Raw genomic sequence first — 15,517 nt, forward strand, 5'->3', positions numbered from 1 at the left:
GCATTCTCCTCTTCCATTTGTATTTTAAATGTCGTATGGTGATGAAGCGCAAAAGCGCAGCCCAATCGAAGCAGGAGAATTTCGATGCCGGTCATCAACCCGCCCGTTACCCGCCCCCAGCTCGCGACCCTCGACCAGAGTGCTGACGTGTCCGCGGACGCCACCGTCGGCTCCGGATCACGCGTCTGGCATCTTGCCCAGATCCGCGAAGGAGCCGAGGTCGGCGTCGACTGCATCATCGGTCGTGGCGCCTACATCGGCACTGGTGTGGTCGTCGGAAGCCGCTCAAAGATTCAGAACGCGGCGCAGGTCTACGAGCCCGCCACGCTCGGCGAGGGCGTCTTCATCGGCCCCGGCGCCGTGCTCACCAACGACCGTGCGCCTCGAGCCATCTCCCCCGACGGCGAACTCAAGACCGCGTCGGACTGGGACGCCGTCGGTGTGACCGTCCGCGACGGTGCGTCCGTGGGAGCCGGTGCCGTCTGCGTCGCTCCCGTGACAGTCGGCCGCTGGGCCATGATCGCCGCGGGCGCCGTCGTCACCCGAGACGTGCCCGACTTCGCGCTCGTCGTCGGAACCCCCGCGCACCAGATCGGCTGGGTCGGCCGCGCGGGGGTCCGCCTCTCGCCAGACGACACCGGGACTCTCATCTGCCCCGCCACCGGCGCTCGATACGAAGTCTTCAACGGACGGCTCGAGGAGGTCGTGCGATGAGCCCGGCATTCATCCCCGCTGCCCGCCCGATGATCGGCGACGACGAACGACGGGCCGTCGACGCCGTTCTCGCGTCCGGCAGGCTCGCTCAGGGCCCCGAAGTCGCCGCCTTCGAAAGCGAAGTCTCAGCCGCGCTCTCCGACGGCCGACCATCGGTCGCCGTCAACTCGGGCACCTCCGCACTCCACCTGGGCCTGCTCGCCTGCGGCATCGGCGAGGGTGACGAGGTCATCGTCCCCTCCTTCACGTTCGCCGCCACAGCGAACGCCGTACGGCTCGTCGGCGCGACACCGGTCTTCGTCGACATCGAGCCCCAGCACTACTGCATCGACCCCTCCTCGGTCGAGACCGCCGTCACCCCGCGCACGAGGGCGATCATGCCAGTGCACCTCTACGGTCACCCGGCCGACATGACGGCCCTGACCTCGATCGCCGGTCGGCACGACCTCGCGATCGTCGAAGACGCGGCACAAGCCCACGGGGCGACATGGAACAGCCGTCGCGTCGGCACGTTCGGCGACGTCGGCGCCTTCAGCTTCTACCCGACCAAGAACATGACGGCGGGCGAGGGCGGCATGATCACCGTGTCTCACGCCGACGGCGAGCGCCACCTGCGACTTCTCCGCAATCAGGGCATGGAGACTCGATACGCCAACGAGATCGTCGGTTTCAATGTCCGGATGACCGAGCTCCACGCCGCGATCGGCCGGGTGCAGCTGCAGAAGGTGCACGGGTGGACGACGAAGCGACGAGCCAACGCCGCGTTCCTCGCCTCCGAGCTCCGAAGCGTCGAAGCGCCCAAGACGGCTGCCGAGGCAGAGCACGTCTGGCACCAGTTCACCGTCCGCATCCCCGACGACCGCGAAGGCTTCGCTGCCGCCCTCGCACACGAGCACGGTATCGGCTCGGGAGCCTATTACCCCACGCCTGTCCACCGACTGCCGTCGTTCGCGCTCTCTCTCGACCTGCCGCACACCGAGGCGGCGGCCGCCGAGGTGCTCTCCCTGCCCGTCCACCCCTCTCTGTCCCGCGACGACCTCGAGCGGATCGTCACGGCCGTCGAGCATGTGGCCGAGGCCGGCCGATGAGCGTCGCGCTTCGGGCCGGGCTGATCGGCGCCGGGATGATGGGCCGTCACCACGCGCGCGTCCTCCGGCAGATCGGCGGGGTCGACCTCGTCGGGGTCGCCGACCCGGCCGGCGATCCGCACGGCGTGGCCGGCACCTCCACTTTCCACGACAGCCTTCAGGGCCTGATCGACCAGGGCATCGACATGGCAGCGGTGGCGGTGCCGACCGCGTTCCACGAGCAGGTCGGGCTTGCGCTGGCCGAAGCCGGCATCCACGCACTGATCGAGAAGCCGGTCGCGGGGTCACTCGAAGGCGGTCGCCGACTGGCCGACGCCTTCGAATCGCGAGGGCTCGTCGGTGCGGTGGGCCACATCGAGCGCTTCAACCCGGCCCTGCAGTCCCTCCGCAGTCGACTGGCGAACGGCGATCTCGGCGACGTCTACCAGGTCGCGACACGTCGGCAAGGCCCCTTCCCCTCCCGGATCGCCGACGTGGGTGTGGTCAAAGACCTCGCGACCCACGATATCGACCTGACGGCCTGGCTCTGCCAGAGCCAATTCACCAGCGTCTTCGGTCAGTGCGCGCACAAGAGCGGCCGGCCGCACGAAGACCTCGTCGCCTTCTCCGGCCGTCTCGCCGATGGCACGGTGACGAACCACCTCGTCAACTGGCTGTCGCCATTCAAAGAGCGCCAGACGATCGTCACGGGCACGCGCGGCACGTTCGTCGCCGATACCCTGACGGCCGACCTCACGTTCTTCGAGAACGCGACGATCGCGACCACATGGGACGCCGTGTCGGCATTCCGCGGCGTCGCCGAGGGCAACGTCACCCGCTTCGCCCTCGAGAAGCGCGAGCCGCTCGTCCTTGAACACGAAGCCTTCCGCGACGCGATCCTGGGAGGCATCGACCGGACAGTGTCCCTTCGCGACGGTCTTCAGACCCTCCTCGTGGCGGAGGCTGCCATCCAGTCGGCCGACACCCATCAGGTCGTCGATCCTCGAACTCTCCTCTCCACCCCGATCGGAGCAACTCCATGAACATCACCGTCGTCGGTCTCGGAAAGATCGGTCTGCCGCTTGCCGCCCAGTACGCCCTCCGGGGCCACGACGTCACCGGCGTCGACATCTCGTCTCGCGTCGTCGACCTCGTCAACTCCGGCATCGAGCCCTTCCCCGGCGAGGCCGGCCTGGACGTGGCGCTGCGCGATGTCGTCGCGACCGGCCGACTCAGCGCCACGACTTCCTACGAGACGGCGATCCCCTCTGCCGACGTCGTCGTGGTCGTCGTCCCTCTCTTCGTCGACGACGAAGCGCGACCCGACTTCGGCTGGATGGACGCGGCGACGCGGTCGATCGGCGAACACCTCACCGCGGGCACACTCGTCGCCTACGAGACCACGTTGCCCGTCGGCACGACCCGAAGCCGCTGGAAGCCGCTGCTCGAGCAGGTCAGCGGCTTGGTCGAGGGACACGACTTCCACGTCGCATTCTCACCCGAGCGTGTCCTGACCGGCCGAGTATTCGCCGACCTGCGTCGCTATCCGAAGCTCGTCGGTGCCCTGTCCGGCGCGGGCGCCCGAGCGGCCCGCCACTTCTACGAGAGTGTTCTGGAGTTCAACGACCGCCCCGATCTCGTCAGAGCCAACGGGGTCTGGGATCTCGGCTCGGCCGAGGCGGCAGAGATGGCCAAGCTCGCCGAGACCACCTACCGCGACGTGAACATCGGGCTTGCCAACGAGCTCGCGCGCTTCGCCGAGAAGAGCAGGATCGATGTCGCGTCCGTCATCGAAGCCTGCAACTCCCAGCCCTACAGCCACATCCACACGCCCGGCATCGCCGTGGGCGGCCACTGCATCCCTGTGTACCCGCGGCTCTATCTCTGGAACGACCCCGAGGCGACCATCGTCCGCGCTGCCCGGGCGCGGAACGCGTCGATGCCCGACCATGCCGTAACCCTGCTCGCTGCGCTCCAGCCCGACATTGCCGGCAAGACCGTGGCGATCCTGGGCGCCGCTTACCGGGGCGGGGTCAAGGAGACCGCCTTCTCGGGCGTGTTCGACACAGTTCGCGCTGTCGAGGCCCTCGGCGCGGTCCCCCTCGTTCACGATCCCCTCTACGACGACGACGAACTCGCGGCGCTCGGGTTCACTCCGTTTCACCGAGGCGACGCGGCCGACGCCGCGATCCTGCAGGCCGACCACGTCGACTATCTCGGCTGGAGCGCTACCGATGTCGACGGTCTCGCAACGATCGTCGACGGTCGGCGCGTGCTGGACCCCGCCGCCTGGGCACCGGCCGCCTATACCGCCATCGGCAGAGGTGCCTGACTAGCCCTGGCTCAGGTCTTCCGAGAGGTCGACCTCGGCCTGCTTCGAGACGGCAAGCGACTGCCCGTCGGGCGCCACGTCGACGAGCACGGTGTCGCCGTCAGCGATCGACCCGTCGAGGATGGCGCGTGCCAGGTTGTCGTCGATCTGTCGCTGCATGAGTCTCCGCAGGGGGCGAGCCCCGTAGATCGGGTCGTAACCGCGCTCGCCGAGCCAGGCCCTCGCATCCGGCGTCACCGCCAGTTCGAGCCGTCGGTCAGTGAGCCTGCGAGCAAGCCTGTCGACGTAGAGCGACACGATCTGGCCGAGATCGTCTTGCGACAGGGTCGAGAAGAGCACGATGTCATCGAGCCGGTTCAAGAACTCGGGCTTGAACGCCTGGCGCAGCATCGCTTGCACTGCCTCTTCTTTCTGCGGCTGGGTCAGCGACGGGTCGACCAAGAACTGGCTGCCGATGTTCGAGGTGAGCACCAGGATCACGTTGCGGAAATCGACGGTGCGTCCCTGGCCGTCGGTCAGGCGCCCGTCGTCGAGCACCTGCAGCAGGATGTCGAAGACATCGGGATGCGCCTTCTCGACCTCGTCGAGCAGCACGACACTGTAGGGCCGGCGCCTGACGGCCTCGGTCAGCTGACCGCCGGCCTCGTAGCCGACATAGCCGGGAGGGGCGCCGACGAGGCGCGACACGGTGTGCGCCTCGCCGTACTCCGACATGTCGATGCGGATCATCGCCTTCTCGTCGTCGAAGAGGAACTCCGCGAGAGCACGGGCCAGCTCGGTCTTCCCGACGCCGGTCGGGCCCAGGAAGAGGAACGACCCGGTGGGCCGGTCAGGATCAGAGATGCCCGCGCGGGTGCGTCGAACGGCTTCGCTCACCGCGGTGACGGCTTCGCGCTGACCGATGATCCTCCGCCCGAGCTCGTTCTCGAGGTTGAGGAGCTTCTCGGTCTCGCCGGCCATGAGCCGGCCGACCGGGATGCCCGTCCAGGCCGCGACGACCTCGGCGATGTCGGCGTCCGTGACAGAATCGTTGACCATGCGGTCGCCGGACGACTCGATGCGCTCGGCCTCGGCGAGACTCTTCTCGATCTCGGGGATGGTCTCGTAGTTGATCTTCGACGCGTCTTGGTAGCGGCCTTCGCGCATGGCGCGGTCGAGGTCGATACGAGCCTCGTTCAGCTTGCCCTTGAGCTCGCCGACACCCTGGAGCGCCGCCTTCTCCGCCTGCCAGCGCCGGTTGAGGTCGGCATACTCTTGCTGGCGAACAGTCATTTCGGCACGCAGGGCCTCGAGCCGCGCCTGCGATGCGGGGTCCTTCTCTTTCTTGAGCGCGAGCTCTTCGACCTGCATGCGCGCAAGCGAGCGGTAGAGCTCGTCGAGCTCGATCGGCGACGAGTCGATCTCCATCTTGAGCCGACTGCCGGCCTCGTCGATGAGGTCTATCGCCTTGTCGGGCAGTTGACGTGCGGGGATGTACCGATTGCTGAGGGATGCCGCGGCGACGAGTGCCGAGTCGGCGATCGTGACACCGTGGTGTGCCTCATAGCGCTCTTTCAGACCGCGCAGAATCGCGATCGTGTCTTCGACGCTCGGCTCGCCCACGTAGACCTGCTGGAATCGCCGCTCGAGGGCTGCGTCTTTTTCGATGTACTGGCGGTATTCGTCGAGGGTGGTCGCGCCGATCAGGCGGAGCTCACCTCGGGCGAGCATCGGTTTGAGCATGTTGGCGGCCGCAACCGACCCCTCGCCCCCGCCCGCGCCCATGAGGGTGTGGAGCTCGTCGATGAAGGTGATCACCTGGCCGTCCGACTCGGTGATCTCTTTGAGGACGGCCTTGAGCCGCTCCTCGAACTGCCCGCGGTACATCGCGCCGGCGACGAGCGCCGACATGTCGAGGCTGATCAGACGCTTGCCTTTGAGCGAGTCGGCGACGTCGCCCGCCACGATGCGCTGAGCGAGCCCCTCGACGACCGCGGTCTTGCCGACACCCGGCTCACCGATGAGCACCGGATTGTTCTTCGTGCGGCGCGTCAGCACCTGACTGACCCGCCGAATCTCGGTATCCCGCCCGATCACGGGGTCGAGCTTGCCACTGGCGGCGATCGCCGTCAGGTCGACGCCGTATTGCTCGAGAGCGCTCTTCTGCTTCTCGTCGGAGGCCGGCGCGCCCTGCATGTTGGCCATTGAGGTCCTTTCACAAACTTGAGTTGATCCGACTCAAGTTTACCTCCATCGGGAGTGAAGAGCCAGACATGAGCGTCAAACGGTTTTGAAATGTGGCATTTTTAATGCGGTGTCCAACAGACCGTACTGCTCACCCCCGACGTTCTTCGGAGTTCGACCCATGACCCCCATACCGCTACGACCACTTCTCGCCGCCGCAGCCACTGCCCTGATCATCCTGCTCGGCGGCGGCCGAACCGACGCTGCCGCTCTTGCCTCGGCGTCTCCAGTGGCCACGACGCCGCCGTCGAATGTCCGCGCGACCACATCCGGCACCACCACGACCTTCAGCGCAACGGCCACGCCCGGCTCGACGCTCACGCTCTGGAACTTCAAGGGCACCCGTCTCGCCAGCGGGATCCGGGTGAGCCCCGAGGGGGCGTGGGAAGGGACACGAAGCAACATGCGCACGTCGGTCTGGAAGCTCTTATTCATCCAGAACGAGGGGAAGTCGACGAGCACTCCGTGACGCTCGGCGACTTCGCACCGAAAAACTGATCCCCACCGACCACGAGCAATGTGCGTCTGGCAAAGCAACCCACCGACATGTACTGTTCATCTGTAACGTTTCACATAATCAATCCAGGTAGGTTTCATGCGTAAACATCTCTCCACCCTGACTGCAGTTGCCGTCACGGCCACCATCGCCTCACTGGCGGTATCCGCGCCCGCAGGCGCCGTCACAGATCCGGCCCCTCGCGCAGCCGACACACAGAGCTTCGACGTCGCGCCGGGTAGAAGCAATATCGTCCCGTTCGTCTTCTCCTTCAGCACACCGGTCGGCAACGTCGACACTGTCGCGACGATGAACGCACCCCTCGGGACGACATTCGGCACCTTGGACTCCCTCACGACCTCGCTGTGGACATACAAGGCCGGAACCGACCCCTATGCAGTCGGAAACTGGTCCCAGTTGCCCGCCACCTATCATCAGGTGAAAGACTGCGTGCGCCTCGATTCGAACACCAGGTTGCAGTGCCGGCTCACGACGACGAACGGTGGTCAGCTCACTCCCGGTTCCCTCGGATTCATGGCTCGCATCGACGTCCCCTCGGCGTATTCCACCGATGTCGTCGATGCCTCCGGTTCGTTCACCGATTCCCGCTTGGGCCCGATCGACACGTCGATCAAGTCGACCGGCGCACCCCTGACAGCCGCCGTGTCGTTCGACGCCGACGTGACTCGTCCCGCAACGATTTCAGGCACGGGTGTCGACGGTGGCAGCATCGTCGTGAGAGCCGCTGGCGCGAACGTCGCCGGGCCGATCGAGGTCACTGGCGGCAAGTGGTCCCTTGCGCTGCCGACGAGCATCGGCTCAGGATCACACGACCTCGTGGTCGAGCAGACCGTCGGTGCGGAGACCACGACCGTGACGACGACCGTCGACTTCGGTGCGCCCGTCAAGATCACTGCGCCGACCGAGACGGACATCCAGTCTTCCACTCTGCGAATCGCGGGCACTGGTGCCAACAAGGCAGCGGTCGTGATTCGCGAAGGGTCGACCCCGCTCTTCCAGGGCACGGTCGTCGGCGCATCCTGGGGCACCAACCTCGCCGGAATCGCCGTCGGCACACACACTTACACCGTCGAGCAGACGGCACCCGGTGGCGTGAAGACGGAAGATCATGTCACGGTGAAGCGGACCTCGGCCGTCACCGTGACCTCGCCCGCCGACCCCAAACTCGGTTACATCGCCAACGCGCCGTTCACCTTCCGCGGCACAGGAACCCCGGGTCACGTCATCACGATTCAAAACATCCAGGGGACCGTCTTGGCAAACAACGTCGTCGTCCAGTCGAACGGCGAGTGGGAGTGGCTGCGACCGAACATGCGCACGTCGGTCTACAACCTGGACTTCATCCAAGATAAGGGCACGGCCAACACCCAGACGGCTTCGATCCGCGGCTTCGGGCCGAATGCGACGCCCTCCCCCGTCATCACGGTGACCAACCCGGCTGATCCTTCTGTCGGCTACGTGGCGAACACCTCCTTCACCTTCCGAGGCAAAGCCCCCCGAGTTCGACGATCACGATCGAGAACAGCCAGGGCACCGTCGTAGCGAAGGACATCGCAGTCAGCACCACCGGCGACTGGTCATGGACCCGCGCCAACATGGGCACGAGCATCTGGAAATTGACCTTCGTGCAAGATAAGAACGGCGCTGACGAGCACCGCGTGACTCTCGGCGATTTCGCACCCAGGCCCTAGCCTCCCGAAGGCCGCGCTGAGCCGACAAGCCGCACGAAAAGAACGCCAGCCACTGCTGAGTGGCTGGCGTTCTTGCGCGCCGAAAATGCTTTTCTTGTTGAATTGATATTTCAATGCTAATATTTATAAATCCATTCTCTTCGCTCGTGTTTGAGCCGACCAGAAAGACAAAAAACCCTCCATGAACATCGCAAAGACCGGGGCCGCATTCGGCCTCGCCGCGCTGACCCTCGCGTCATCGCTCTCCCTCGGGGCTGCGGCCAACGCCGCCCCCACGGCCGCGGCGACGCCTAAGGCCACTGCTGCCAAAGTTTCGCCGGGCCACGTTCTCACCCCGTTTGTGGCAACGAACGGCGACGGAAGGGCCTGGGGCATCCGCCCATTGACCGAAAACGGTAACAATTACGGTACGGACCGGTCCAAGGCCGGCTCGCTGGCAGACGCCATCACATTCGCAAGCGACGTGCAGCTGCCTCTACCCGGCACGACTGGCTACATCTTCAATGCCGACGGGACTCAGTGCCTTAAACCCGCTCAGGGTGTTACTGGAGGCCCCGGTAGCGGCCACTGGTTCGGCCTCGCGGTATGGGTGAACTGCTCGGCCGCCGCCGGGCAAGCCGCGGACGATTGGACCGTGTCGAATGACGGCGCGCTTACCAACCGCTGGGGCTATCCCAGCTCGAGCTTTGGTCTCGCGGAACAATCCCAGTCCGACGCAGGTGGTGGCGAGCACGCGTTGCTCTATGAACTGCCCTCCACTGGCGGGCATACTCAGGCCCACCTCCTCATCCTTTCGGCCACGGCAGCGAGCATTGATGTGTACAACCGAGCTGCAGTCATCGAGGGGCACGCGATTCCGGGCGCGACGATAGTCGTGAAGGACGCTACCGGCAGGGAGAAGACCGCGACCGCGGACCCCGAGACGGGCGAGTGGACCATGAACGTGAAGAACCTCGCTCTCGGTGCGAACAAATTCACGATGGAGCAGTTCGACGAAGAGGACGAATCGCTCGGCACCTCGGAGTTCACCGTCGACGTGAAGACCACACCGCTGAGCACCTCGGTCGAGTCGACGAGCATCGTGCAGGGCACCGCCGAGGTCGAGATCACCGGCACCCCCGGCCTGACGATCAATTACCAGGGCAAGGCGGCCACGCTCAATGAGAAGGGCAAGAAGACCGTCACGTTCGAGGGCCTGTCCCTCGGCAACAACGACGTCACCGTGCAGCAGTTCGACGGCGGCAAGCAGATCGGCGGCGACTTCGACGCGAAGGTGATGCTCACCACGGCGAGGCTGACCGTGAACGCGAACTTCGATGACCGCGGCAACGGCTTCGACGCGGTCCTCTCGGGCACCGCCGAGAAGAATGCGAAGATCACCATCGTCGCCGAGGAGACCGGCAAGGTCACCACGACCACCGCCGACCCCAGGAACGGCAGCTGGACCGCCCCGGTCACCGCTCCGGGCGCAGGCCGCCAGGGCTTCGATGTCAGCCAGTCGATCAACGGCAGCGATGCGGGCTCCACCGACGTCACCCTCAACTACGGTGACGAGGTCGACATCACGGCGCCCCGTGACAACAGCGAGTTCGCCGGCGGCGACCTCCCGTTCCGCGGCGACGGCCAGCAGTTCGCCGACATCGAGATCTTCGAGAAGGGCAACGACAAGCCCGTCGCCACGACCAAGGGCATCAACAACAACTCCTGGTCGGCCCTCGTCGAAAAGGTCTCGGGTGGTGTCGAGCACGTCTACACGGTCAAGCAGCACTCGAAGGGCAACCTGACCACCGAAGACACCGTCACCGTCAATAAGGGTCAGACGCCGCCGGTCGACATCGATGTGAAGCTCACCAACCCGGCCAACGCCGCGGTCGGCTACACCCCCGACGCGGCGTTCACCTTCGCCGGCGCGGGCAAGCCGGGCGCCTCGATCACCATTCGCAACACGGCCGGCACGATCCTCGCCCAGGACATCAAGGTCAGCGACAAGGGCGAGTGGGAGTGGACACGCGCCAACATGCGCACCTCCACCTACCAGCTGAACTTCATCCAGAACGAAGGTCAGGCCGATGAGAAGACCGCAACCCTGCGCGACTTCAAGCCCAACGCCGCCCCCGCCCCCGTGGTGACCGTCACGAACCCCGCAAAGGTCACCGACGGCTACACCGCCAACGCGGCATTCACGTTCAAGGGCACCGGCACGACCGGCAAGAAGATCACCGTCCGCAACACGGCCGGCACGATCCTCGCCCAGGACATCACGGTGAACGGTCAGGGCCAGTGGGAGTGGACCCGCGCCAACATGCGCACCTCGACCTACAACCTCGACTTCATCCAGGACGAGGGCACCGCGACCGAGAAGAAGGCCACGATCCGCGGCTTCGCCCCGAACGCCACCCCGGCACCCGTCGTGACCGTCACGAACCCGGCGAACCCGGCCGACGGCTACGTGCGCAACACCGCCTTCACCTTCCGCGGCAAGGCGACCCCCAGCTCGACCCTCACGATCCAGAACTTCGCCGGCACCGAGATCGCGAAGAACATCCCCGTCAGCTCGACCGGTGACTGGAGCTTGACGCGCGCCAACATGGGCACCTCCGTCTGGAAGCTCACGTTCGTCGAGAACAAGGGCACCGCGAACGAGCACTCCACCGTGCTCGGTGACTTCGCACCCCGCCCGTAACACGACACCCGCACCGCGCGGCGCCGTCCCCAGACGCGCGCGCACCCCGTGGCGGGCGGCCACAAGCCGCCCGCCACCACCCCTTCCACCCACAGACCCCGAAAGACCACACGATGCGCCAGAAGATCATCGTCGGCCTTGCCGCCGTAATCGCCCTCACGGGCGTTCTCGCCGGCTGCACGACCGACAAGACCGACACCAAACCCACGACCACGCCGACAGCCAAGAACGATGCTTCCAAAGGCCAACCCGACGACGTCTGCGTCGACGGAATCGCCTACATGGACCTCGGCAACGGCGCGTCCAAGACGCTGAAAGACAAATGCGACACCGTCATCGTGATCGGCGACAAGGGAACCCTGCATGTCGGTGACGTGAAGACCCTCAGCCTCATGGGCAACGGCAACACCATCGACGCCGGAACCATCGGCACGCTCGACCAGTCCGCAAACGACAACAAGGTCACCTACAAAGGCGCAGCTCCGAAGCTCGTCGGCGACGGAACCGGCAACGCCGCATCCGGCAAGTAACAGCTCGCACCCGTCACAGCAGGCCGAACCCCACAGGTTCGGCCTGCTTTATTTATGTTACATTTCACGTACGAACGACCCACCAACCGAAAGAACGATGAAATGACCATCCCCTCCCGCGCTGCCGCAATCGCCGTGGCCGTGGCCGCCAGCCTCGGGCTCGGTGTGATTTGTACCGCTTCGAGCGCGCAGGCCGCGCCCGGTCTCGATCTCCCCAATACCTTCACTCGCATGGTGCTCGAAGACACCAAAGCCCCCGCAGGCACCGACAAGTACGTCGCCATCGACGCGCAACTCCACGGCACCCGCACCGCAACGCTTGCCGAGGCCGAGCAGAAAGCGGGCGGCGACTTCTTCGACGTGCCTCGCGTCGGCGAAGACGACCAGCCGATGTCTGGCCTCATCGAGGGATACGACCTGCACGCAGACAAGAGCGAGCCCGGAGGCATCGGCTACGACGAAGACGGGGGGTCGATCATCGAGCCCGACCACCAGTTCGACGTCTCCGACGACGGCACGGTCGAGAATCACGCCGGTGGATACCTCGGCTTCGACGACACCCTCGACCACCTCGCGCTGACCGACGAAGCCCGCTATGTCGTGGCCGGCAGCACTCGCGGCGACAGCCCCACCACACTCGTCGCGAATCTCGACTCGTACGACGCAGCCACTGGCACGGCCGTCATCTCCGGTTCGGCGTCAAGCAGCGTCTTCTACCCCGACGCCCGCGTGTACGCCGGCGACTCGTTCTCGGCCACCGGCACCCTCGGCGAATTCGTCATCTCCGTCTCCGGCATCACGGCCGGCACGAAGAGCGTCGAGCTCGAACAGAAGCTCGGCGAAGACCAGGTCGACAAGGTGAACGTGGCGCTCGACGACGAAGCCGAAGTCGCGCCCCTCGTCCTGACGAACCCGGCCAAGGCCTCCGACGGATACGCCGCCAACCAAGCCTTCACTTTCGCGGGTACGGGTGAGAAGGGCTCGAAGGTGACGGTTCGTAATGCCAAGGGCACGCTGCTCGCTCAGAACATCGAAGTGGACGGCCAGGGAGAATGGAAGTGGACGCGTGCCAACATGGGCACTTCCGCCTACAGCCTGAAGTTCATCCAAGACGAGGGTTCACCCACCGAGAAGTCCACGGAGCTGCTCGACTTCAAGCCCGGGGCCGTTCCGGCACCGACCGTCACCCTGACGAACCCGGCCAAGGCCTCCGACGGCTACGTCGAGAACCAGGCCTTCACCTTCGCGGGCACCGGCACCCCCGGCAAGACGATCACCGTCAAGAACACCGCCGGCACAGTCCTCGCCGACGACATCCCCGTCACCAGCGAAGGCACGTGGGAGTGGACCCGCGCCAACATGCGCACCTCCGTCTACAACCTCGACTTCATCCAAGACAGCGGCCTCCCCACCGAACAGAAAACCACCCTCCGTGGCTTCGCCGGCCACCCCGCCCCCGTAAGCCCCGTCACCCTGACGAACCCGGCCAAGGCCTCCGACGGCTACGTCGAGAACCAGGCCTTCACCTTCGCGGGCACCGGCACCCCCGGCAAGACGATCACCGTCAAGAACACCGCCGGCACAGTCCTCGCCGACGACATCCCCGTCACCAGCGAAGGCACGTGGGAGTGGACCCGCGCCAACATGCGCACCTCCGTCTACAGCCTCGACTTCATCCAAGACAGCGGCCTCCCCACCGAACAGAAAACCACCCTCCGTGGCTTCGCCGGCCACCCCGCCCCTGCGAGCCCCGTCTCCGTCACGAACCCCGCCGACCCCAAAGCCGGCTACACCGCCAACACCTCGTTCACGTTCCGCGGAAAGGCTGCGGTCGACTCGGCACTGACGATTCAAAACGCTGCTGGCACGGAGATCGCCAAAGATATCCCCGTTTCGAAAGACGGCGACTGGGAGTGGACCCGCGCCAACATGGGCACGTCCGTCTGGAAGCTCACGTTCATTCAAGACAAGGGCAAGCCGACCGAAGCGAAGTTCACTCTCGGCAACTTCGCCCCCAAGGCGTAGGGCTCAGCACGTCCCACCTCTGCGAGCGCCGGTCACCTCGAAGGGTGACCGGCGCTCGTGCATTGCGGGCAGAATGAACTGATGATCGACGTCGCTCTCGCCCGAAACCTCCGTGAAGCCGGCCTCCGCTGGCACCCCGCCACCGGCGACCGGTTCGTGATCGACGGCGACGAGTTCGCCGAAGAGGTCTTCACGATCAGCGAGATGACGATCGAGGCCCACGATTACTCGGGCACGACCGTGCTCGGCTTCAACGGCACCACCGAGTGGGCGCTCGACTCGGTCGAGGCCGACGACTCCCTCTGGCTGCCGCGCGAAGACCAGATGCGCGCGCTCCTCGGCCCCGACTTCCGGTCGCTCACGAGAGACGACGACGGCACGGGCACCGGCGCGAACTACGTGATCGAGACTCGGAACGGCAGCTACCGCAACGACGACGCCGAGAATGCCTACGGCGACGCGCTGCTGGCCTACATCACGGCCAGCCTGCACATCGGCGACCTCGACGCCGAGGGTGAGGCCGGCAGCCCCGCCGGCGCCGAGCTCAGCCCCGGCGCACCGACCGCGTGACCGTGAACTTCGGGTTGCGCGTCACCTGAGTCGTCTCCCCCACCACGGCCGACAGCGTGTCGCGGTGCTTCAGGTGGGAGTTGTAGACAGTCCAGAGCTCTCCGCCCGGGCGCAGCACCCGCGCGGCGCCCTCGAACAGCTTGAGGGCCACCCCCGGCTCGACCGCCGCGTCGACATGGAAGGGCGGGTTCAACAAGACCAGGTCGCAGGATCCTGCGGCTTGCGACGACAGCGCATCGTCACGCACCACGGTCACCCGGTCGCCCACCCCGCTGAGGTCGGCTGTGGCGCGGGTCGAGGCGACCGCCGCCGCCGACTGGTCGGAGGCGATGACCCGCGCCGCAGGCCGAGCCAGCGCGGCGGCCGTCGCGAGGACACCCGAGCCGCAGCCCAGGTCGACGATGACCGCGGCATCGGACAGCGCCTGTGGCAGCGCCTCGAGGAGGGCGCGCGTGCCGATGTCGACCTTCGAGCCCGCGAATGTCGCGCCGTACGACGCCACCGTGATGCTCGGGCCGCCCGGCAGACCGAGGTCGTCGTGGCGCTGCGTGCGCGGCCACGGCGAGTCGATCGGCGGTTGAACCGGCTCGGACGCCGTGAGCACCCGCGACTTCTGCCGCGCGAGACCGGCGTAGACGACCCCGAAGTGCTCGGCGAGCACGTCGTTCATGGCGATCGTCATGTGTTTGAGGCGGCCCCCGGCGAAAATCGCGACCTCGGGGTGCGCGTGGCGGGCGACGAGGCCGACGATTTCGTCGAGGGCGGCGAGCGAGCGAGGCAGCTGGAGGAGCACCACGCGGGCGTCGGTGACCAGCGACTCGTCCAGGGCGTGGCTCGTGAAGACGTTGGACAAGCCCGCATCGGCGGCGTTTAGGGCGAGGGCCTGCTCGGCCACGAGGGCGTCCTGGTGCACTCGGATGCCGGTGAGGCCGTGGAGCGAGGCGGCGCCGAGGGTGAGCGCGCCGTAGTGGTCGCCGATGACGACGAGCTCTCCGGTGTCGAGGGAGGCGAGGGCATTGACGGCCTCGTCGAGGAGGAGCCGGTCGGTCGCGTCGACCGCGACGAGGTTGGGCGCCTCGAAGTCGGGCCGGCGGCGGAGGGCGTCGAAGTCGAGGGGCATGACTCCAGCCTAGGGAGCCGCGACGCCGAGCGACGACAGCGCGGA

The 15,517-nt window shown here is 66.3% G+C and carries 12 protein-coding genes; 10 read left to right on the forward strand and 2 right to left on the reverse strand.

Annotated elements, in window-relative coordinates:
• Positions 1-84: 84 nt before the first annotated feature.
• Genes AX769_RS02380 through AX769_RS02395 form a run of 4 tightly spaced genes read left to right on the forward strand, consistent with a single transcriptional unit; the run spans position 85 to position 4,113 of the window.
• Positions 85-714, forward strand: coding sequence for an acyltransferase (locus tag AX769_RS02380; protein ID WP_066275529.1), 630 nt, complete (start codon positions 85-87; stop codon positions 712-714).
• Positions 711-1,802 carry a DegT/DnrJ/EryC1/StrS aminotransferase family protein gene (locus AX769_RS02385; protein WP_066275531.1) on the forward strand — a complete coding sequence of 364 codons (1,092 nt, stop codon included), beginning with the start codon at positions 711-713 and terminating at the stop codon, positions 1,800-1,802. The genes AX769_RS02380 and AX769_RS02385 overlap by 4 nt, the downstream gene beginning before the upstream one ends.
• The gene (locus tag AX769_RS02390; protein ID WP_066275533.1) at positions 1,799-2,824 is read left to right on the forward strand and encodes a Gfo/Idh/MocA family protein; all 1,026 of its coding nucleotides are present in this window, start codon (positions 1,799-1,801) and stop codon (positions 2,822-2,824) included. The genes AX769_RS02385 and AX769_RS02390 overlap by 4 nt, the downstream gene beginning before the upstream one ends.
• Entirely contained in the window at positions 2,821-4,113 is a 1,293-nt protein-coding gene (locus AX769_RS02395; protein WP_066275534.1) for a nucleotide sugar dehydrogenase, read from the forward strand. The genes AX769_RS02390 and AX769_RS02395 overlap by 4 nt, the downstream gene beginning before the upstream one ends.
• Here AX769_RS02395 and AX769_RS02400 read toward each other — a convergent pair whose 3' ends face one another.
• Positions 4,114-6,297: an ATP-dependent Clp protease ATP-binding subunit gene (locus AX769_RS02400; RefSeq protein WP_082763431.1), complete on the reverse strand. Its 2,184-nt coding sequence runs from the start codon at positions 6,295-6,297 to the stop codon at positions 4,114-4,116.
• Between the two features lie 160 nt (positions 6,298-6,457).
• On the opposite strand from AX769_RS02400, the gene AX769_RS02405 reads away from it, so the two are divergent.
• The 6 genes from AX769_RS02405 (at position 6,458) to AX769_RS02430 (ending at position 14,352) form a co-directional block, all read left to right on the forward strand.
• Positions 6,458-6,805, forward strand: a complete 348-nt coding sequence (locus AX769_RS02405) for a hypothetical protein (RefSeq protein ID WP_066275536.1) — start codon at positions 6,458-6,460, stop codon at positions 6,803-6,805.
• 126 nt (positions 6,806-6,931) lie between these two features.
• A complete protein-coding gene (locus AX769_RS02410; protein WP_066275539.1) occupies positions 6,932-8,395 on the forward strand; it encodes a hypothetical protein in 1,464 nt (487 codons plus the stop codon).
• A gap of 330 nt (positions 8,396-8,725) precedes the next feature.
• Positions 8,726-11,227, forward strand: a complete 2,502-nt coding sequence (locus AX769_RS02415; RefSeq protein WP_157887407.1) for a hypothetical protein — start codon at positions 8,726-8,728, stop codon at positions 11,225-11,227.
• A gap of 113 nt (positions 11,228-11,340) precedes the next feature.
• On the forward strand, positions 11,341-11,757 hold the full coding sequence (locus AX769_RS02420) for a DUF3060 domain-containing protein (RefSeq protein WP_066275544.1): 417 nt from the start codon (positions 11,341-11,343) through the stop codon (positions 11,755-11,757).
• A 102-nt stretch (positions 11,758-11,859) separates the two neighbouring features.
• Positions 11,860-13,782, forward strand: a complete 1,923-nt coding sequence (locus AX769_RS02425; RefSeq protein WP_066275547.1) for a hypothetical protein — start codon at positions 11,860-11,862, stop codon at positions 13,780-13,782.
• Between the two features lie 81 nt (positions 13,783-13,863).
• A complete protein-coding gene (locus AX769_RS02430; protein ID WP_239451913.1) occupies positions 13,864-14,352 on the forward strand; it encodes a pilus assembly protein CpaE in 489 nt (162 codons plus the stop codon).
• On the opposite strand, the gene AX769_RS02435 is transcribed toward AX769_RS02430, so the two are convergent.
• Positions 14,327-15,472: a class I SAM-dependent methyltransferase gene (locus tag AX769_RS02435; RefSeq protein WP_066275549.1), complete on the reverse strand. Its 1,146-nt coding sequence runs from the start codon at positions 15,470-15,472 to the stop codon at positions 14,327-14,329. The two genes, AX769_RS02430 and AX769_RS02435, sit on opposite strands and share 26 nt — an antisense overlap.
• Positions 15,473-15,517 lie beyond the last annotated feature (45 nt).

Source organism: Frondihabitans sp. PAMC 28766, from assembly GCF_001577365.1.
GTDB lineage: Bacteria > Actinomycetota > Actinomycetes > Actinomycetales > Microbacteriaceae > Frondihabitans.